The following is a 20158-nucleotide window of genomic DNA, read 5'->3' as shown; positions in this document are numbered from 1 at the left end:
CTAACAGACGGAGCGGCGGCATCGCCGTCACAGCACGGTTTTCATTATCTTCGCTTTTTAACGCGGAGTGGGTAAATCTGTTTTGACGGATGTTGCAAAAATTTACCGTGCTCCAGGATTTGCCCCGCCGTTATCTTGTCCGCTGTAATGAAATGTGATTAATGGAATTTTTACACGGTTTCCGATCCGCCATGATAAAAGGACCTCGCCATGTCGCTGCGTCATACCGTTTTTACCTTGCCTCTGCTGTTTTCCTGTTGCTTTACCGTTTTCGCCGACCCTGTCCCGCTGCCGCTGATGCCCTGGCCGCAGCAGGTAGAGCAGCCGCCGACCGGCGGCCGGCTGGCGCTGACGCCGCAGCTTCAGCTGCATATCGTCGGCGATCTTCCTGAAGGCGCCGAGGCGCGCTGGCGTGAACGCATCGAACGTCAGACCGGCTGGACGCTGCTGCCCGATACCTCCTCCGCTGCGCCGACGCTTACCGTGCGCGTCGCCAGGCAGGTTGATGCGCTGCCGCAGCTGGAAAGCGATGAAAGCTACCGCCTGGTGGTTAACGGCACGGGCGCGACGCTCAGCGCACCCACGCGTTTCGGCGCCTTGCGCGGTATGGAAACCTTGTTGCAGCTGGTGCAGAACGACGGCGAGGGCGCTTTTATTCCTTTCGTGACCATCAACGATCGTCCGCGCTTTCCGTGGCGCGGCGTGTTGATCGACTCCGTGCGTCACTTTATTCCCATTGAAACCATTAAGCGCCAGATCGACGGCATCGCCGCCGCCCGCATGAACGTCTTTCACTGGCATTTGACGGACGATCAGGGATGGCGCTTTGCATCTTCGCACTATCCGCAGCTGCAAGAGAAGGCCAGCGATGGGCTGTTCTACACGCAGCAGCAGATGCGCGACGTGGTGCGTTACGCGGCGGATCGCGGCGTACGCGTGGTGCCGGAGCTGGATATTCCTGGCCACGCCTCCGCTATCGCCGTCGCGATGCCGGAACTGATCGCCGCGCCGGGCCCTTATCAGATGGAGCGCGGCTGGGGCGTATTTAAGCCGCTGCTCGATCCGTCGAACGAGGCGGTATATCGCGTTATCGATACGCTGGTGGGCGAGATGGCGGCGATCTTCCCCGATCCCTGGCTGCATATCGGCGGCGATGAGGTGGATGCGCAACAGTGGAACGACTCACCGCGCATTCAGCAGTTTATGCGTGAGAAAGGGCTGGCCGACAGCCATGCGCTACAGGCCTGGTTTAACCAGCGGGTCGAGAAAATTCTTGAAAAGCATCAACGGCGTATGGTCGGCTGGGATGAGATCTGGCATCCCGATCTGCCGAAGTCGATCCTGATCCAGTCCTGGCAGGGACAAGATGCGCTGGGCGGCGTGGCGAAACAGGATTATCGCGGCATTCTCTCCACCGGATTTTATCTCGATCAGCCGCAGTTCGCCTCTTATCACTACCGCAACGAGGTCTGGCCGACGGCGCTAAACGATGTCGACCGCATCAGGGTGGACGAGCGCGCCCAGAGCTGGCAGTTTACGCTGCCGCGCCTGAAGGGCAGCCCGGTAAAAGGCAGCTTTACTCTGGTGGAAGGAAAGTCGGGCTGGCGCGGGTTTATCGATTTCGCCGGCAAGTCGCGGCGTCTGGTGCAGCAGGTAACCTGGCTGTCGCCGCAGGAGGTCACTTTCAACGTCGACAGCTGGATGGGGCCGCTGCAACCGGTCGTCACGCTGCAACAGAACCAGCTGACGGGCTATTTCCGCGTGGGCAACGTCCGCTATCCGGTAACGGGAGAGCGCCTTGCCGCCACGCCGCAGGGCATTGAACCGGCGGTGCCGAACGCGACGCAGCTACAGGCCAACCTGAAGGGCGGCGAAGCGGCGCTCTGGGGAGAAAATGTCAGCGCCGGGGTGCTGGATATTAAACTGTGGCCGCGCGCTTTCGTGGTCGCCGAGCGGCTCTGGTCAGCGCAAAACGTCACGGACGAAGAGAATATGTATCAGCGGCTGGCGGCGGTCGACCGCTGGTCGGCGGTATCGGTGGGATTGCAGCAGCATACTCAGGCGTTGACCGGCATGATGCGTTTAGCCAACCGCACCGATGTCGTGCCGCTGCAAATTTTCGCGCAGGCGCTGGAGCCCGCGCACTATTACACTCGCCAGCATCTGAAATTCCAGGCGGGACACTATACGCTGGCCGAGCCGTTGAACCGGCTTGCGGACCTGTTGCCCGCCGAGAGCATGTCGGTAAGAAGGCTGACGCAGCAGGTTGACGCGTTGATCGGGAATCGCGGCAGTCAGCAGGCGGCGCAGGCGATCCGTCAGCAGCTGACGCAGTGGCGAGACAACGTGCCGCAGGTCGCGCCGTTACTCGACGCCAATTATCAGCTTAAAGCGCTGCGGCCAGTGGCGACGCAGATCGCGACGCTTAGCGATATGGGGATGACGCTGATCAATGCATGGGAAAACGGTCAGCGCATCCATGCGGAGGCGATCGGGAAGATGCGCGGTCAGCTGGACGCGGCGGCGCAAACGCAGGATGAACTGGTCATTGCGCTGGTCAGGCCGCTGGAAATACTGCTGCGCGCCGTGGCGTCAGAAAAGCGGTAAAAGCGGGATAGCCGTTAAACAAGTGAGCAGGCTGCCGCAACCGGCGCGGCAGCCTGGCGTTTTAGCGACGAACGGCGATCGCTTCGATTTCGATTTTCACATCTTTCGGCAGACGCGCCACTTCTACGCAGGAGCGGGCCGGGAAAGGCGCGCCGTGTTCGCTGAAGAAGGCTTCATAGGCGGCGTTAACGGTAGCGAAGTCATTGAGATCTTTCACGAACACGGTGGTTTTCACGATATCGCTGACCTTCAGTCCGGCCGCTTCCACGATGGCCTGAACGTTTTCCAGCGACTGACGCGCCTGCGCCGCGACGTCATCAGCGACCGCGCCGGTTTTGGGATCGACCGGAATCTGGCCAGAGGTGATGATCATGCTGCCCAGATCAACGCCCTGAACGTACGGACCAATGGCGGCTGGGGCTTTTTCCGTGCTGATTTCGCGTGACATAAATTCTCCTGATTAGTGGCATGTTGCGAGGCGGGCGGCCTGCCCGCCGTATCGCCCCCATTATAGGGAGACGAAAAGTGATTACCAGTTCGCCAGCACCACCTGATGAGCGAACTCTTTCTCGCAGTATTTACACTTCAGTAGCACCGACTCGGCGCGTTTTCTTACCTGAAAGCTGGAGCAGACCGGCTCGCTGCGGCTGATGCAGTTGCTGTTAGGGCAGGTCAGCACACGCTCAATGCGATCCGGCAGCGTCGGCACGATTTTAGCGACCACGTTGTAATCATCGATGCGGTTAACGGTGGCGTGCGGCGCATAGACCGCCAGCTGGTTGATCTGATCGTCGGTTAAAAAGGTGTTCTCGATCTTGATGAGATCTTTCCGGCCCAGCGCGCCGGAAGGCAGGTTAAGCCCGATAGTGATGCGCTGATCGGTTTCCGTCAGGCGGAACAGCGTCAGCAGCTTAAAACCGATCTGCGCCGGGATATGATCGATCACCGTACCGCGCTTGATCGCTTCAACCTGGAGTTTATCTTGCATCATCTTCTCTTCTCCTTACAGAACCGGATCGCTGTTCAGCACCAGCGCCAGCAGCGCCTGACGTGCGTAAATGCCGTTGCCGGCCTGCTGGAAATACCAGGCGTGCGGCGTTTTATCCACATCGGTGGCGATCTCATCCACGCGCGGCAGCGGGTGCAGCACTTTCATATTGTCGCGCGCGCCCTGCAAACCGGCGGCGCGCAACACGAACTGGGCTTTGACGTTGGCGTATTCGGAAGGATCGAGACGCTCTTTCTGCACGCGCGTCATATAGAGGATATCCACATGCGGCACCACCTCTTCGATACTGCCGTGACGGCTCCATGGAATATTCCGCTCATCCAGCATATCGGTGATGTAGGCGGGCATCGCCAGCGCTTCCGGGGCGATAAAGAAGAAGCGGTTGCCCTCGAACTTCGCCAGCGCCTGAGTCAGCGAGTGAACGGTGCGGCCATATTTCAGGTCGCCGACCATCGCCACGTTGAGGTTGCTGAGACGGCTTTGCGTTTCCTGAATAGTGAACAGGTCGAGCAGCGTCTGCGTCGGATGCTGGTTGGCGCCGTCGCCGGCGTTCAGCACCGGAATGCTGCCGGAAAATTCGGTGGCGAGGCGGGCCGCGCCCTCCTGCGGATGGCGCATCACAATGGCGTCGACGTAGGTGCTGATAACGGAAATGGTGTCGGCCAGTGTTTCGCCCTTTTTGCCCAGCGAGGTATTGCTGCTGTCGGAGAAGCCGACCACCGCCGCGCCCAGGCGCTGAATGGCGGTTTCAAAAGAGAGGCGCGTGCGCGTCGAGGCTTCAAAAAAGCAGCTGGCGATCACTTTATGCTTCAGCAGCTCCGGCTGTGGATTCGCTTTCAGGCTGGCCGCCGCGTGCAGCACCAGCTCCAGCTCTTCGCGGCTGAGATCGTTAATCGAAATAATATGCTTGTGATACAGCGGATTCATGCGTCGCTCTCCTTCAGGCGTGCCGGATTAAGGACGAAAAAAAAGCCCCTGCAATGAGGGGCTTTTACGATCGGTCGCTGACGGAAGGAAACAGGCGCCGCGCCTGCGTTCAGGCGTGATTGAGCGATGCTTATCGTGGTGCTCAGCGGCATAGGTCCTCCCGGCAAATTGTCGGGCATTATACGCAATCAGCTTTCTGCTTCAAGCAAAAATCGCGTAGAGGTTAACCGTTTGCGTTACGCTGTCGGCGCGGGTTTCGTCAGCGTAGCGACCATCACCGCTTTGATAGTGTGCAGCCGGTTTTCCGCCTGATCGAAGACGATACTGTGCGCCGATTCGAATACCTCGTCGCTCACTTCCATGCCGCCGTGCAGGTCGTACTGTTCCGCCATCTGTTTGCCGAGCGTGGTCTGATCGTCATGGAAGGCGGGCAGGCAGTGCAGGAACTTCACCTGCGGATTGCTGGTAAGCCGCAGCATCGCCATATTCACCTGATAGTCGTGCAGCAGGGCGATGCGCTCCTGCCAGCGCTCTTTCGCCTCGCCCATCGATACCCAAACGTCGGTATAGATAAAGTCCGCCTGCTGCACGCCTTCGGCGATATCCGCCGTCAGGGTGATTTTGCCGCCGTTCTGGCTGGCGACGTTTCGGCACTCCTCAACCAGATCCGCTTCCGGCCAGCAGCTTTGCGGCGCCACCAGACGCAGGTCGAAACCCATCAGCGCGGCGGCCTCCATCAGGCTGTTGCCCATATTGTTGCGCGCGTCGCCAACATAGGCCAGCGTCATGGCGCGCAGCGATTTTTGCGGCAGATGCTCCTGCATGGTCAACAGGTCGGCCAGCAGCTGCGTCGGATGAAACTCATCGGTCAGGCCGTTCCAGACCGGTACGCCAGCGTGCTGCGCCAGGGTTTCCACTACCGCCTGGCCGTGGCCGCGATACTGAATGCCGTCATACATGCGGCCCAGCACGCGCGCGGTATCTTTAATTGACTCTTTATGGCCGATCTGGCTGCCGCTGGGGCCAAGATAAGTCACGCGCGCGCCCTGATCGTAGGCGGCAACTTCGAAAGAGCATCGGGTGCGGGTCGATTCTTTTTCGAAGATGAGCGCGATATTCTTGCCCTGTAGCTGCGGAATCTCCTCGCCATTTTTTTTCGCGATTTTTAATTCAGCGGCGAGCGCCAACAGCGCGTTGATTTCAGCAGGGGTAAAGTCGAGCAGCCTGAGGAAATGACGTTGGTAAAAGTGGCTCATACAGCGCTCCTTGTTCTGTAACAAATGAATTAAAATTCAATCTAACCGTATGAATATGCATTTTCAACCCTGAGTGCAATAAACTTTTGCTTTTGTGTAGTGGCGCGGAGTGCAGTGTGGGAAAATAATCACATTGTTTGCCACACACTGAGGAACCCATCATGGCATATGAAGAATTACTGGAAGAGCAGCGCGAAGAGACCCGAGCGATTATCGAAGAGCTGCTGGAAGACGGTAGCGACCCTGATGCGCTCTACACCATTGAGCATCACCTCTCCAGCGACAGCTTCGACGCGCTGGAAAAAGCGGCGGTCGATGCGTTCAAGCTGGGCTATGAGGTCACCGACCCGGAAGAGCTGGAGCTGGAAGATGGCTCAACCGTGATGTGCGTGGATATCCTGAGCGAACTGGCGCTGAACCCTGAACTGATTGACGCCCAGGTTGAGCAGCTGGTTATTCTGGCCGGCAAACATAATGTGGATTACGACGGCTGGGGCACCTATTTTGAAGATCCCGATGCGGAAGACGAAGATGAAGAAGGCGAGGGTGACTACCTCGATGACGACGACAACGGCGTTCGTCACTGATCTTCCGCCGTCTGACCATTGATCCGGCGCGTCGCTGTTGTTCGGCGCGCCCTTTAACCGTAGCTATGCCATGAATTACGCCGATCTTCTTGCCCCTGTTCATCAATTTCTGCACTGCCGCACGCCGCAATCCTGGATCGAGGAGGCGCGCAAACCTGAGAACCTGACGCTGCTGCTGACCGACCATCTGGTTTGTGAACTCAAAGCGGCCCAGACCGCCGTCTGGCTGATCCGTAAATATGTGGCCGATAAGCCGAGCGGCGACGCCATCCTGGCCTGGCTCCAGCCCTATGAAGCTTTTATCTTTCGCGAAGATCCCGACAGCGGCTTTATCGAGGCGCATAAAAACCTGTCGAAGCGCATTATCGCGCGCAACGATATCCCCTGGGGCGACGAGCTGCTGGATAAAATGGTGCTGCTGATTAAAGAAGAGCTGCACCATTTCTATCAGGTTTGGGAAATCATGCAGGCACGCGGCATTCTCTATCAGAAAATCACTGCCAGCCGCTATGCCAAAGGGCTAATGCGCGAAATCACCACGCACGAGCCGGAAACGCTGGTGGATAAGCTGATCTGCGGCGCCTACATTGAAGCGCGCTCCTGCGAACGTTTCGCCAGCCTGGCGCCGTTTCTTGATGAGGAACTGGCGAAGTTTTACGTCTCGCTGCTGCGTTCCGAAGCGCGTCACTATCAGGACTATCTGGCGCTGGCGGCGCGCATCGCGCCCTTTGACATCAGCGAGCGCGTACAGCAAATCGGCGCGGCGGAAGCGCGCCTGATTCAGGCGCCGGACAGCGAGCTGCGTTTTCACAGCGGCGTGCCGGACTGGACGAATCAGTAAACCATTCGCTCCCGGAGGAAAACGGCTGGGAGCGAAGCCGCTATCAGCAGAACTGTAACCGACCGAAAAAACGCCAGTACCAGAACGCCAGTAATAATATGGAGAGCAGCATCAGATAAAGTGCGCGATGTTTGCGGCACAGGCTGAACCAAAGAAGCGGCAATATCATCAGTAGCGTCAAAGGCGCGGTAAAATCACGGCTGTCATCGACGACCAAATACTGCATAGCATCACATACCGTGTTTATTCCCTCGTCGCCAATATATTGCTCTTCTTTGAAGTAAGAGAGATATGCGATGTTAAAAAAGCAAAAGCCGCTGTAAAGCAGGGCTAAGCAAAGTTTCTTCCAGTTCATTTTCCCTGCCCCAGTATTCTTTTTAACGTTTCTTTTTTTTTCTACAATACGTCTGCCATAAGACTCTAACTTCAGCAATCGCTACGCCAGCTAATAATATGGCTGGAATTTTTTCCTCCTGCGCTATTTTGATTACCCTGCTTTTGTTATATACCAGCCAGGCGGCTTTATATGCCCACAAATAATTTTCCCCAGTAAGAAAACGTCGGTTATTAGGCAAAAACCAAAACCGCATGAAATCTACCCCGTTCCAGTGAGGGAAACCTTCCTCATCAACTTTACAAAACATATTCATAGCGCCTCCCTGGCATAATGCATACGTGCTAACTTTCACTGACTGTTTACTGTTAGGTCAATAATCGTTCTATCCACGCGCCGACAATAAAAAAGGCGCTTACAGCGCCTTCAGCATTCTGACCTCGCAGTCGACGTGGCCGGTACAGCCCAGCGGCCCGTCGATATGTTCAAAGCCGAGCTTCTCATACAGCCGAATCGCCTGCGTCAGGCTGGCGGTGGTTTCCAGATAGCAGCGCTTAAAGCCGCGTTCGCGGGCGAAATCGAACGCCTGCTGCGCCAGCTGCCATGCCACGCCCCGGCCACGCAGCTGCGGCAGAAAATACATCTTTTGCAGCTCACAAATATCCGGCGCGCTGCATTGCAACGGCGCAATTCCGCCGCCTCCTGCTACCTTGCCGTCCAGCTCGATAATCCAGTAGGCGCTGTTTGTTTCGCTGTAAAGCTCAAACAGATGGTCCAGGTTCGGATCGGAAACGGTATAGCCTTTATCGGCGGTCAGGCCGAATTCCGCCGAAACGTGGCGGATAACCTGGGCGATATGCGGATTATCCGCCAGCGTGATGGGGCGAATGCGTAGCGAAGTGTCGGAAGCGATAGTCATCGTCTGGCTCGGAATAAGAAAATCAAAAAGAGTGTAATAACATCGCTCGCCGGGTGATGCAATGGCTGCGGCGTTGAGAAAATTTCAGTCTGGCGCAGGGAGAAAAGGGGATATCGCAAAAACCGTAGCATCCTGCTCACCCTGACGCCGGTAAAGCACGGCGCATAAAAAAACACCCCGGCGGCGTAAGCCGTCAGGGTGAGTAGAAAGGCGGAATAAACCGTAACGAAGCGCGACGCCACGGTTGCTTCCAGCCTTACAGCGCGGCGATCACGCCCTGCTGTTCGATCAGTTTGGCTTTGCCCTGTTCCAGCTCCGCCATACGGTCGCGTTCTTTTGCTACTACCGCTTCTGGCGCGCGCGCGACGAAGGATTCGTTGCCCAGACGAGACTGAATTTTCTCCATCTCGGCTTCGACTTTCGCCAGCTCTTTCGCCAGACGATCCAGCTCCGCCTCTTTATCCACCAGACCCGCCATCGGGATCAACAGCTCGGCGCCGTCCACCAGTTTGGTGACGGAAAGTGGGCCTTTATCGCCCTGCGGCAGCAGCGTGATATCGCTAAGACGCGCCATCGCCTGCAGGAAGGTGCGGTTATCGGTCACGCGACGCTGGGCATCGGCGCTGGCGCCGCGCAGCAGCAGCTCCAGCGGTTTGCCCGGAGAGATGTTCATCTCGGCGCGAATATTACGCACCGCCACGATCGCCTGCTTCAGCCATTCGGTATCGGCCAGTGCCGCATCGTCCGTTTTCGTCGCGTCATACGACGGGAACGGTTGCAGCATGATGGTATCGTCGCTGATGTTTTTCAGCACTTTCACGCGCTGCCAGATGGTCTCGGTAATGAACGGAATGATCGGATGCGCCAGACGCAGCAGCGCCTCCAGCACCGTCACCAGCGTATGGCGCGTGCCGCGCAGCTCCGCCTCGGAACCGTTGTGCATTACCGGCTTGGTCAGCTCCAGATACCAGTCGCAGAACTGATTCCAGGTGAACTCGTACAGAATGTTGGCGGCGATATCGAAGCGATAGCTGTCCAGCGCCTCGCGGTACGCCTTCACCGTGTTGTTGAACTCGGCCAGAATCCAGCGATCCGCCAGCGACAGCGTCATTTCGCCGCCGTTCTGTCCGCAATCTTGATCTTCGGTGTTCATCAGCACAAAGCGGCTGGCGTTCCACAGCTTGTTGCAGAAGTTGCGGTAGCCTTCCAGACGCTTCATATCCCAGTTGATATCGCGGCCGGTAGAGGCGAGCGCCGCCAGGGTAAAACGCAGCGCGTCGGTGCCCGCCGGCTCGATGCCGTTCGGGAACTGCTTCTCGGTGCGCTTGCGGATTTTCTCCGCCAGCTGCGGCTGCATCATGTTGCCGGTGCGTTTTTCCAGCAGCGCTTCAAGCGTAATGCCGTCCACCATATCCAGCGGATCGATGACGTTGCCTTTCGATTTCGACATCTTCTGGCCTTCTTCATCGCGGATCAAACCGGTCATATAGACGGTTTTAAACGGCACCTGCGGCTTGCCGTTTTCATCCTTCATGAAGTGCATGGTCAGCATGATCATGCGCGCGATCCAGAAGAAGATGATGTCGAAGCCGCTTACCAGCACGCTGGTCGGGTGGAAGGTGCGCAGCGCTTCGGTGTTTTCCGGCCAGCCCAGGGTAGAGAAGGTCCAGAGACCAGAGGAGAACCAGGTGTCCAGCACATCTTCGTCCTGACGCAGCGCGATGCTGGCGTCGATCTGGTTTTCCGCGCGCACTTCTTCTTCGCTGCGGCCAACATAGACGTTGCCTTCTTCGTCATACCAGGCGGGAATGCGGTGGCCCCACCACAGCTGACGGGAGATACACCAGTCCTGAATATCGCGCATCCAGGAGAAGTACATGTTTTCATACTGCTTCGGCACAAACTGAATGTCGCCGTTTTCTACCGCTTCCACCGCAAATTTCGCCAGCGGCGCGGTGCGCACGTACCATTGGTCGGTCAGCATCGGCTCGATAACGACGCCGCCGCGATCGCCGTAAGGCACGGTCAGATCGTGGGCTTTCACTTCTTCCAGCAGGCCCAGCTCGTCCACGGCGGCGACGATCGCTTTACGCGCGGCGAAACGTTCCATATTGCGGAACGCTTCCGGCAGCGTGGCGTCGTAGACGTCGGACGCTTCGCCGTTAGTGTCGTAAACCTGCGCGCTTTCACGGATATCGCCGTCAAAGGTCAGGATATTGATCATCGGCAGCTTATGACGACGACCAACTTCATAGTCGTTGAAGTCGTGCGCCGGGGTGATCTTCACACAGCCGGTACCTTTTTCCATATCGGCATGTTCGTCGCCCACGATCGGAATACGACGGTTCACCAGCGGCAGCATAACGAATTTGCCGATCAGATCTTTATAACGCGGATCTTCCGGGTTGACCGCCACGCCGGTATCGCCCAGCAGGGTTTCCGGGCGAGTGGTGGCCACGACCAGGTAATCTTTGCCGTCAGCGGTTTTCGCGCCGTCGGCCAGCGGGTAGCGGATATGCCACATGGACCCTTTGGTTTCGCGGTTTTCCACTTCCAGATCGGAGATGGCGGTGCGCAGTTTCGGGTCCCAGTTGACCAGGCGTTTGCCGCGGTAGATCAGGTTTTCTTTATGCAGGCGAACGAAGACCTCTTTAACAGCGTTAGAGAGACCCTCATCCATGGTAAAGCGCTCGCGCTCCCAGTCGACGGAGTTGCCGAGACGGCGCATCTGGCGGGTAATGGTGCCACCAGACTCCGCTTTCCACTGCCACACTTTGTCGATAAAGGCGTCGCGACCATAATCCTGGCGTGTTTTGCCTTCTTCAGCGGCGATCTTACGCTCTACGACCATCTGAGTCGCGATACCGGCGTGGTCGGTGCCCACCTGCCACAGCGTGTTCTTACCCTGCATGCGCTGGTAACGCACCATGGTGTCCATAATGGTTTGCTGAAAGGCGTGACCCATATGCAAGCTACCGGTAACGTTCGGCGGCGGGATCATGATGCAGAAGCTTTCCTGGCTGGCATCGCCATTCGGTTTGAAGTAGCCCTGCTTTTCCCAATGCTCGTAAAGCGGCTGTTCGATCTCTTGCGGATTATATGTCTTTTCCATTTCTGCTATGTCGTTTGCGGCTGTGGCGGGGTTGCCGTATTCAAGTGGAAGCCGACGCTGCGATACGCTTTATAACGGTCGCGCGCCTGCTGTTTCAAAGATTCTTCGTAAGGGACAAAGTCTATCACTTCATGGAAAGCGGTGGCAAAATCTGCAAACTGCGGCAGCAGGCTGATCAGCAGATCGCGCGGCGCGTTGCCGCGGCGCTGCGGCCAGGCGAGCTCTACCGGTGCGCCATATTTCGGCCCTTCGCCAGCCAGATTGTGCGGCACAAAGGCGTTAGCCGGGCGCTGCCACAGGGCTTCATCCAGTCGGATGGCCTGCTGCTCATCTTCACAAGCGATCAGCACGCGCTTGCCTTCACGCCAGCGCATTTCCGCTAAATCGCACACCAGCGCCTCGACGGCGCTCAATCCTTCCGTCTGCGCATCGGTTTCCAGAAGATAGAAGGTGGCCTTTTTCATCATTTATGCCTGTCGGCGTCGGACTTTGATGTCAGACGCGGAGTTAATGCCTGATTCGTGTTCTAACATTTGACGCGGCGTACCGGTAAAACGCGGCGGCCTGCGTCGTTTCCGAAAGCGCAAACCGGCTACGCCGCTTAAGTTTTGGCGGCGTAGCCGTCAGCGTTATAACAGCTTAGTCGTCGCCATTCATTCCGGCGCGGTTCAGCAGGAACTGAGAGAGCAGGGCGACCGGACGGCCGGTAGCGCCTTTGGCCTTACCGGAACGCCAGGCGGTGCCGGCGATATCCAGGTGCGCCCAGTTATATTTACGGGCGAAGCGCGCCAGGAAGCAGGCCGCGGTAATCGCGCCGCCGGGACGGCCGCCGATATTCGCCATATCGGCGAAGTTGGATTCCAGCTGTTCCTGATATTCGTCAGCCATCGGCAGACGCCAGGCGCGGTCGCCCGCCTGCTCGGAAGCGCCGATCAGCTCGTGCGCCAGCGGATTATGGTTCGACAGCAGGCCGCTGATATGGTGGCCCAGCGCGATCACGCAGGCGCCGGTCAGTGTGGCGACGTCAATCACCACTTCAGGATCGAAGCGTTCAACGTAGGTCAGCGCGTCGCACAGCACCAGACGTCCTTCCGCATCGGTGTTCAGCACTTCCACCGTCTGGCCTGACATGGTGGTCAGCACGTCGCCCGGACGGAACGCGCGACCGCCCGGCATGTTTTCACAGCCCGCCAGCACGCCCACTACGTTCAGCGGCAGGTTCAGCTCCGCCACCATACGCATGACGCCATAGACGGACGCGGCGCCGCACATATCATATTTCATCTCATCCATGCCTTCGGCCGGCTTGATGGAGATGCCGCCGGAGTCGAAGGTCAGCCCTTTGCCCACCAGCACAATCGGTTTCGCTTCCGGGTCGGGGCTGCCTTTATAGTCGATCACCGACATCAGCGATTCGTTCTGCGAACCCTGGCCCACCGCCAGATAGGCGTTCATGCCCAGCTCTTTCATCTGCTGTTCGCCGATGACGCGGGTGGTGATGTTCTTGCTGTAGGCGTCGGCCAGCTGGCGCGCCTGTGAAGCGAGATAGGCGGCGTTGCAGATGTTCGGCGGCATGTTGCCCAGATCTTTCGCCGCTTTTACGCCGGCGGCGATCGCCAGTCCGTGCTGGATCGCGCGCTCACCGCTGGTCAGTTCGCGGCGCGTCGGCACGTTGAATACCATTTTGCGCAACGGACGACGCGGTTCGACTTTATTGCTTTTCAGCTGGTCGAAGCAGTAAAGGGTCTCTTTCGCCGTCTCTACCGCCTGACGCACTTTCCAGTAGGTGTTGCGTCCTTTCACGTGCAGTTCAGTCAGGAAGCAGACCGCTTCCATCGAGCCGGTGTCGTTCAGCGTATTGATCGTTTTCTGAATCACCTGCTTATACTGACGTTCATCCAGCTCGCGTTCTTTACCGCAGCCAATGAGCAAAATACGCTCGGAAAGAATATTCGGCACATGATGCAGCAGCAGCGTCTGGCCTACTTTACCTTCCAGCTCGCCGCGGCGCAGCAGGGCGCTGATATAGCCGTCGCTGATTTTATCCAGCTGCTCGGCGATCGGCGACAGACGGCGCGGTTCGAAGACGCCCACAACGATACAGGCACTACGCTGTTTCTCCGGGCTACCGCTTTTTACACTGAACTCCATGCACTCTCCTGAATCTTAAAGACAACGGCGCTGGCTGCGGCTAGAATGTACCGCTTCGTAACGCTTACGCCGTTGCGTACGACGTTTCTGATAAAAAAGGACGTCAGTTTGTGTTTCAGTGACATTGTTATTTTTTACGTCACCTGAACGCTTGTGTCATACACTAGATCTATGACAACGGCCATTGATGATGAAAAATGGCGAATAAGCGTTGAAACTATCGATTTTCCAGCAAAAAGACAAGTTTTCACAGGCATACGAAGCGTGATTATCATTAGATATCTGGTTCGGGAAACGCTCAAAAGCCAGCTGGCAATACTCTTTATCCTGCTGTTGATCTTCTTCTGTCAGAAGCTAGTCAGGATCCTGGGCGCTGCCGTCGATGGTGAGATCCCGACAAACTTAGTTCTTACCCTGTTGGGGCTCGGCGTGCCGGAAATGGCGCAGCTTATCCTGCCTCTCAGTCTGTTTCTGGCCATTTTGATGACGCTGGGGCGGCTCTACACCGAAAGTGAAATTACGGTGATGCACGCCTGCGGCCTCAGCAAGGCGGTGCTGGTCAAAGCGGCGATGTTCCTGATGCTGCTGACCGCGGCGGCGGCGGCGGTCAACGTCGTCTGGCTCAGCCCCTGGTCGTCGCGCTATCAAAGCGAAGTGACGCAGAACGCCAAGGCCAACCCCGGCGCCGCGGCGCTGGCGGCCGGGCAGTTCCAGCAGTCGAGCGACGGCAACAGCGTGCTGTTTATAGAAGACGTGAAGGGCAATCAGTTTGGCCACGTTTTCCTTGCGCAGCTGCGTCCGAAAGGCAACGCGCGTCCATCGGTGGTGATGGCGGACAGCGGCCATATGGAGCAGCGGCCGGACGGCTCGCAGGTGGTGACGCTGGACAAAGGCACGCGCTTTGAAGGCACCGCGCTGCTGCGCGACTTCCGCATTACCGACTTCACTAACTATCAGGCGATCGTCGGTTATAAAACCGCGACGCTCGATCCTGACGACGCGGAGCAGGCGGCGTTCGTTAACCTGTTCGGCAATCCGTCGCCGGGTTTCCGTTCTGAGCTGCACTGGCGCCTGACGCTGATCTTCTCGGTGCTGGTGATGGCGTTGATGGTGGTGCCGCTGAGCGTGGTGAACCCGCGCCAGGGCCGCGTGTTGTCGATGCTGCCGGCGATGCTGCTTTATCTCATTTTCTTCCTGTTGCAAAGCTCGCTGAAATCAAACGCCTCGAAAGGGCGGCTCGATCCGGCGATCTGGATGTGGGTGGTGAACCTGAGCTATCTGGCGCTGGCGATTGGGCTGAACCTGTGGGATACGGTGCCGATGCGGCGCCTGCGCGCCCGCTTTACGCGTGGAGGCTCAGTCTGATGTTTGGCGTACTCGACCGCTATATCGGTAAAACCATCTTTAATACCATCATGCTGACGCTGTTTATGCTGGTTTCCCTTTCCGGCATTATCAAGTTCGTCGATCAGCTGCGTAAAACCGGACAGGGCGCCTATACCGCGCTGGATGCAGGCTACTACACGCTGCTGAGCGTGCCGAAAGATATCGAAATCTTCTTCCCGATGGCGGCGCTGCTTGGCGCGCTGTTGGGGCTCGGCACGCTGGCGCAGCGCAGTGAACTGGTGGTGATGCAGGCGTCCGGCTTCACCCGCTTGCAGATTGCGCTCTCGGTGATGAAAACCGCGATTCCGCTGGTACTGCTGACCATGGCGATCGGCGAATTCGTCGCCCCGCAGGGCGAGCAGATGGCGCGTAACTTCCGCGCGCAGCAGCTACTCGGCGGTTCGCTGCTCTCCACGCAGACCGGCCTGTGGGCGAAAGATGGCAATAACTTCATCTATATCGAACGCATCAAGGGCGACAACCAGCTGGACGGCGTCAGCATCTACAACTTCAACGATGAACGTCGTCTGAAGAGCGTACGCTACGCGGCCACTGCGACGTGGGATAAAGAGACGCGTCGCTGGAAACTGGGGCAGGTGGATGAATCAGACCTCAATAATCCGCAGCAGATTAGCGGCAAGCAGAGCCTCAACGGCGAATGGAAAACTACCCTGACGCCGGACAAGCTTGGCGTCGTGGCGCTCGATCCCGACGCGTTGTCGATTCGTGGTCTCTATAACTACGCCAAATATCTGACGCAGAGCGGCCAGGAAGCGGGACGCTACCGCCTCAATATGTGGGGCAAAATTTTTCAACCATTATCGGTCGCCGTGATGATGCTGATGGCGCTCTCCTTTATCTTCGGTCCGCTGCGCAGCGTATCGATGGGCGTGCGCGTCGTTACCGGTATTAGCTTCGGCTTTCTGTTCTACGTGCTGGATCAGATCTTTGGCCCGCTCAGCCTGGTGTATGGATTGCCGCCGATAATGGGCGCCATTCTCCCCAGCGCGGCTTTCTTCGCCATCAGCGTCTGGATGCTGATGAAGCGTCGTTAATCCTCTGGCGCGGCACGCTGCTGCCGCGCCAGCTTATCTTCCCCTTTATTTTTACCTTCCCGCGATAGCGAACGCCTTATGGCCCTGACAGGATAAATGTAAATTTGGGCGCTTCACTGCCTTCTGCCGCTACGTTTATTAAATCCTGATTATTTAGAGTCAGTTATTACGCCGCGCGTTTTTATCCCAACCAGGATACATATAGAAGTTAATTTTTTGTTAATGAAAATGGCAGCAAACAGGGCCATTTAATCATTCATTGTCAGGCCAATTTATATTTCTTAACAATTTGCCCTGGTCGATTATTTCATAATTCACCGTTTGGTCTATGCTTTATAACTATTACGGTAAGTTATCGGTAAACAACCAGATAATGAACGCAAACTCTGACACGGCGCTATTCGCGGAGGAAAAGTAATGGATAAGAAAATTGCGCCGCAACAGGACGAAGCGGAACAGCATGAAATCATTCCGTTGGCAGAGGAGCAGGCGGAGGTTACCACCACTCGCGTAGTGGACCGCCGCATCCGTATTCACCGCTCTACCACGACGGCTGAGAAGCTGTTGGAGACGGAACTCTGGCATGAAGAGGTAGAGATAAAACATATCGCAAAAAATGAAACGCTTGAGGAAGGTTATTTTCCCCAGGTGCGACAGGAAGGCGATGTGTTAATTGTGCCGGTAATTGAAGAGCAGGTAGAAATTATTCGGCGCCATATATTAAAGGAAGAAGTTCATATTCATAAGCTGAAAAAGAATGAGCAATTTCAGCAAAAAGTTACATTACGTAGCCAGGAGATAGAGATCAGCAAGGAAGATAATTAACCGTAAACCTAAGCACGAGGAGACTATTATGGCACATGAAAAAATCGTTACTGCTTTTAATCAAATACAGCAGGCGGAAGTCGCTAAAGAGAAACTGATTGCCGAAGGTATCGCGGAAAATCATATTGATATTATTTCAGGTGAAAGATTACGCGTAGAAGGTAAAGAGATCCGTCACCCAAGCTTCTGGCAGCGCCTGTTCGGCGATGACGTAGATGACGACTACGCAACCGAGTACAACAAAGCCATTCAGGGCGGCGGCGTACTGCTGACAGTCCGTGCGCGCAAAGAAGATGCGGACCGTATTGAAACGCTGTTGGATCAATACTCCACCGACTATACCGCTTCTTATAACCGCGGCGCCTCGACCACTGACCGTGAATTCCTGGGCGAAACCGATGATGTTTCTGGTCGCACCACTTCAGCTGGTTTCAACGCTGGCGCTAAAGGCGTAACAGGCGATACTGACCCGACGGCGGGCGTACCGGGCACGCTGGATCACGACAGCGGTAAATCTACGGCAGGCAAAACAGGCGCAACCGATCTGCTGACCGGCAAGGATAGCACCACCGGCGTAACTGGTGCTTCAACCACCGGTGTAACCGGCACCACCGCAGCAGGCGTAACGGGCGCAGCCCTGACGGGCAGTGAAAACCATGAAGCGCTGAAGCTGGCGGAAGAACAGGTTGATATTGGCAAACGTCAGGTCAGCGATGGCGTGGTGCGTCTGCGTCGTTATACCGTTGAAGACGAAGTGGCTGAAGACGTTTCGCTGTTTGAACAGCATGCTGACGTATTCCGCACTGCGGTTGACGAGCCCGCTTATCTGAGCGACGTCGACTGGTCTGAAAAAACCATCGAAGTGGAAGAATCCCATGAAGTGCCGACGGTAAGCAAAACCGCGCGCATTAAAGAAGAGGTTGGCGTACGCAACGAAACGTCTGAGCGCGTAGAAACGGTGAAAGATACCGTACGTCGTCAGGAAGTTGAAGTGGAACAGACCGGCGGCACCGGCCTTGAAAAAGATCGCCTGACCGGCGTCGGCTCAACTACCGGAACCACAGCTGGCACGACCGGAACCACGACTGGCGCGACCGGAACCACAGCTGGCGCGGCCGGAACCACCACCGGCGTTACTGGCGCGACAGACGTCACCGGCACTACGACCACCGGCTTTGAGAAAGACAGCCTGACCGGCAGCGACCTGGATAAAGATCCGCTGACTGGCGTTAAGAAGTAATCATGCCCTTAGCCCGCGCTGAGCCATTGCCACAGCGCGGGCAGCTGCGTTATTCCCCACAGCAGCAGTCCGATACAGCCTCCCACCAGCGTGCCGTTAATCCGTATAAACTGTAAATCTTTACCGATATTCAGTTCGATCTGCTGCGACATCTCGCGTGCGTCCCAGCTTTTCACCGTGTCGCTGATATGCCGGGTAAGAAAGGCGGCGAACTCCGGCGCCACCGTCTGCGCCGCCTGTTCCATATGCTGATTCAGCGATGCGCGCAGCGCGCCGTCAGTTACCAGCGTTTCGCCCAGCCACAGGCCCGCTTCGGTAACACGCTGGCCGATGCGTGAATCTTCTGCGTTCAGATCGGCCTTCAGCCAGCTTCGCAGGTCGCCCCACAGCTCGCCGATATAGCGGTTAAGCGCCTCGTCTTCTTTCAAATAGCCTTTAATCGTTTCCGCGCGCTCCGCCATATCGGGATCGTTCTTCAGGCGCGTAATCAGTTTTTCCACGGCGCGGTTAAAGCCCAGACGAAGCTCATGGCCCTGATCCTGGCTGACATCGTCCAACAGCGAATTTACCGCACTGGAGACCAGCTCGGCGCTGTGCTCGCCCAGCCATTCGGTCGGCAGCACCCTGGCCTTAATCGGATGTTCGCGTTTCAGCCAGCGCACAATCTGCATGGCGATAAACTCACGCGTGCTCTCCTTATTAAGCAGACGCAGCAGTTGTTCAATCGCCGCATCGAGCAGCGCCTGATGGCGATTATTTTTGGTCAGGCTTTCCAGCAGCAGGGCGCTGGACTGGGTTAAATCGACCTTATCGATCGCCTTATGCACCGCGCGGCGGATAAAACCCTGGATGCGCGCGTCGTCGGTAAAGTCGAGAAAGCCGCGCATCAGTTGCAGCAGATGTTGCCCTACCCGCTGTGCATTGTCCGGGGCGCTCAGCCAGTTACCGATCAGCTGCGCAGGATCGTGACGGCGTATCAGCGCCAGCAGTGACTCGGTGCCTAAAAACTTCTCCTGAACAAAACGGCCGAGATTTTCGCCGATGCGATCTTTATTGCGGGGAATAATGGCGGTATGGCGGGAAATAAAGGGCACCGGCACACGACGAAACAGGGCTACGACGGCAAACCAGTCGGCCAGCGCCCCCACCATGGCGGCTTCCGCGATCGCTTTTACGCCGCTGACCCAAAGCCGGGGTGGCAAAAACAGTGTGGTAATAAAGGTAGCTGCGGCAATCAGCAGCAGTGAAAGCGCCAGGCGCTTAGCTCGCTTGAGTTCGTTTATTTTCTCCATGCTACCAGCATAGCGTAGCGCGTTAAGAAAATCGTGCGCCTTTCGTCGCGAGCATCGGCTTTGAAATCCGTTTCAGCCAAAGGCGATCCACAGCGCAAGTAAGGTAGCCAGCAGAAGCAGCCACAGCGCCAGCAACAGCCTGATGCCGCCTTTCTTCCGCTGCGGCGCATTGGTTTTGTCTGTTGCCGTTGCATCCGACACTAACGCTATCAGCGCCTTATCTTCGCTTTCTTCTACCCGCGCAGAAAGGGTAATGCCTTTTTTCGGTACGGTAATAATGATGTTTTCATCGATACCGGCGCGCTTTAAAGTTTTTCGTAAGATAGAGATGTTTTGATAAAGCGTATTAACTGTTACTTCCATCCCATGTTTCCGCCAAACCTCGTTCATAAACTCATCCTGCTTAATAATATCTCCTCTGCGCTCAATCAGTAATGCCAGACAGCGGCTTGCTGGCTGATTAATTTTCATATCTTTTTCCGGGTAAAATTTACTTGAGGTTAAAGTATGATTTACCGGATCGAAGATAACATTATTATTAATGCAGTAGAACATGATTAATTCCTCGGAGGTATTATCCATAAGTAACAACATGCAACTGGCGAATAGCGGCTCAC

At 56.6% G+C, this 20158-nt stretch carries 19 protein-coding genes; 7 read left to right on the top strand and 12 right to left on the bottom strand.

Translation table 11 applies throughout. From position 1 onward, the window contains the following. Positions 1-210 precede the first annotated feature (210 nt). Positions 211-2607, top strand: a complete 2397-nt coding sequence (locus MYY08_RS13070; RefSeq protein ID WP_038628716.1) for a beta-N-acetylhexosaminidase — start codon at positions 211-213, stop codon at positions 2605-2607. A 61-nt stretch (positions 2608-2668) separates the two neighbouring features. Here the strand turns inward: MYY08_RS13070 and ridA are convergent, their stop codons facing one another. The 4 genes from ridA to argF all read right to left on the bottom strand — a co-directional run bounded on the left by ridA (position 2669) and on the right by argF (position 5799). Then, the gene (gene ridA, locus MYY08_RS13065; protein ID WP_038628713.1) at positions 2669-3055 is read right to left on the bottom strand and encodes a 2-iminobutanoate/2-iminopropanoate deaminase; all 387 of its coding nucleotides are present in this window, start codon (positions 3053-3055) and stop codon (positions 2669-2671) included. A gap of 81 nt (positions 3056-3136) precedes the next feature. Then, positions 3137-3598 (bottom strand): aspartate carbamoyltransferase regulatory subunit, encoded by a 462-nt coding sequence (gene pyrI / locus MYY08_RS13060; RefSeq protein WP_038628711.1) that lies wholly within the window; start codon positions 3596-3598, stop codon positions 3137-3139. A 12-nt stretch (positions 3599-3610) separates the two neighbouring features. Further along, entirely contained in the window at positions 3611-4543 is a 933-nt protein-coding gene (gene pyrB / locus MYY08_RS13055) for an aspartate carbamoyltransferase (RefSeq protein WP_288014511.1), read from the bottom strand. A 236-nt stretch (positions 4544-4779) separates the two neighbouring features. Continuing rightward, positions 4780-5799 carry an ornithine carbamoyltransferase gene (gene argF, locus MYY08_RS13050; RefSeq protein ID WP_288014509.1) on the bottom strand — a complete coding sequence of 340 codons (1020 nt, stop codon included), beginning with the start codon at positions 5797-5799 and terminating at the stop codon, positions 4780-4782. A gap of 161 nt (positions 5800-5960) precedes the next feature. On the opposite strand from argF, the gene rraB reads away from it, so the two are divergent. Then, a complete protein-coding gene (rraB, locus tag MYY08_RS13045) occupies positions 5961-6386 on the top strand; it encodes a ribonuclease E inhibitor RraB (protein WP_038628704.1) in 426 nt (141 codons plus the stop codon). Positions 6387-6456: 70 nt separating this feature from the next. Beyond that, positions 6457-7227, top strand: a complete 771-nt coding sequence (miaE, locus tag MYY08_RS13040; RefSeq protein ID WP_038630158.1) for a tRNA isopentenyl-2-thiomethyl-A-37 hydroxylase MiaE — start codon at positions 6457-6459, stop codon at positions 7225-7227. Positions 7228-7270: 43 nt separating this feature from the next. Here the strand turns inward: miaE and MYY08_RS13035 are convergent, their stop codons facing one another. The 6 genes from MYY08_RS13035 to pepA form a co-directional block, all read right to left on the bottom strand. Further along, on the bottom strand, positions 7271-7582 hold the full coding sequence (locus tag MYY08_RS13035; protein ID WP_288014507.1) for a DUF2645 family protein: 312 nt from the start codon (positions 7580-7582) through the stop codon (positions 7271-7273). Positions 7583-7604: 22 nt separating this feature from the next. After that, entirely contained in the window at positions 7605-7877 is a 273-nt protein-coding gene (locus MYY08_RS13030) for a hypothetical protein (RefSeq protein WP_288014505.1), read from the bottom strand. 99 nt (positions 7878-7976) lie between these two features. Beyond that, a complete protein-coding gene (locus MYY08_RS13025) occupies positions 7977-8480 on the bottom strand; it encodes a GNAT family N-acetyltransferase (protein ID WP_038628699.1) in 504 nt (167 codons plus the stop codon). 256 nt (positions 8481-8736) lie between these two features. Then, positions 8737-11592 (bottom strand): valine--tRNA ligase, encoded by a 2856-nt coding sequence (locus MYY08_RS13020; RefSeq protein ID WP_288014503.1) that lies wholly within the window; start codon positions 11590-11592, stop codon positions 8737-8739. A 5-nt stretch (positions 11593-11597) separates the two neighbouring features. Next, positions 11598-12056, bottom strand: a complete 459-nt coding sequence (locus tag MYY08_RS13015; protein ID WP_038628695.1) for a DNA polymerase III subunit chi — start codon at positions 12054-12056, stop codon at positions 11598-11600. 175 nt (positions 12057-12231) lie between these two features. Further along, positions 12232-13743: a leucyl aminopeptidase gene (pepA, locus tag MYY08_RS13010; protein ID WP_084969932.1), complete on the bottom strand. Its 1512-nt coding sequence runs from the start codon at positions 13741-13743 to the stop codon at positions 12232-12234. Positions 13744-14007: 264 nt separating this feature from the next. Here pepA and lptF point away from each other — a divergent pair, with 264 nt between their 5' ends. The 4 genes from lptF (at position 14008) to MYY08_RS12990 (ending at position 18249) form a co-directional block, all read left to right on the top strand. After that, complete coding sequence (lptF, locus tag MYY08_RS13005) at positions 14008-15108, top strand: LPS export ABC transporter permease LptF (protein WP_038628691.1); 1101 nt, start codon at positions 14008-14010, stop codon at positions 15106-15108. After that, entirely contained in the window at positions 15108-16184 is a 1077-nt protein-coding gene (gene lptG / locus MYY08_RS13000) for an LPS export ABC transporter permease LptG (protein WP_038628689.1), read from the top strand. Before lptF ends, lptG begins: the two co-directional genes overlap by 1 nt. A gap of 417 nt (positions 16185-16601) precedes the next feature. Next, a complete protein-coding gene (locus MYY08_RS12995; protein ID WP_190296442.1) occupies positions 16602-17009 on the top strand; it encodes a DUF2382 domain-containing protein in 408 nt (135 codons plus the stop codon). A gap of 28 nt (positions 17010-17037) precedes the next feature. Further along, positions 17038-18249, top strand: a complete 1212-nt coding sequence (locus MYY08_RS12990) for a YsnF/AvaK domain-containing protein (RefSeq protein ID WP_288014500.1) — start codon at positions 17038-17040, stop codon at positions 18247-18249. Between the two features lie 8 nt (positions 18250-18257). On the opposite strand, the gene MYY08_RS12985 is transcribed toward MYY08_RS12990, so the two are convergent. Together MYY08_RS12985 and MYY08_RS12980 are read right to left on the bottom strand one after the other, a co-directional pair. Next, entirely contained in the window at positions 18258-19541 is a 1284-nt protein-coding gene (locus tag MYY08_RS12985; RefSeq protein WP_038628687.1) for a DUF445 domain-containing protein, read from the bottom strand. Between the two features lie 72 nt (positions 19542-19613). Then, the coding region (locus MYY08_RS12980; protein ID WP_288014498.1) for a winged helix-turn-helix domain-containing protein at positions 19614-20158 on the bottom strand (545 nt) is incomplete at its 5' end.

The sequence above is a fragment of the Mixta sp. genome (assembly GCF_024610815.1).
Classification (GTDB): Bacteria; Pseudomonadota; Gammaproteobacteria; order Enterobacterales; family Enterobacteriaceae; genus Mixta; species Mixta calida.
This window is presented reverse-complemented; position numbering and strand designations above follow the sequence as displayed.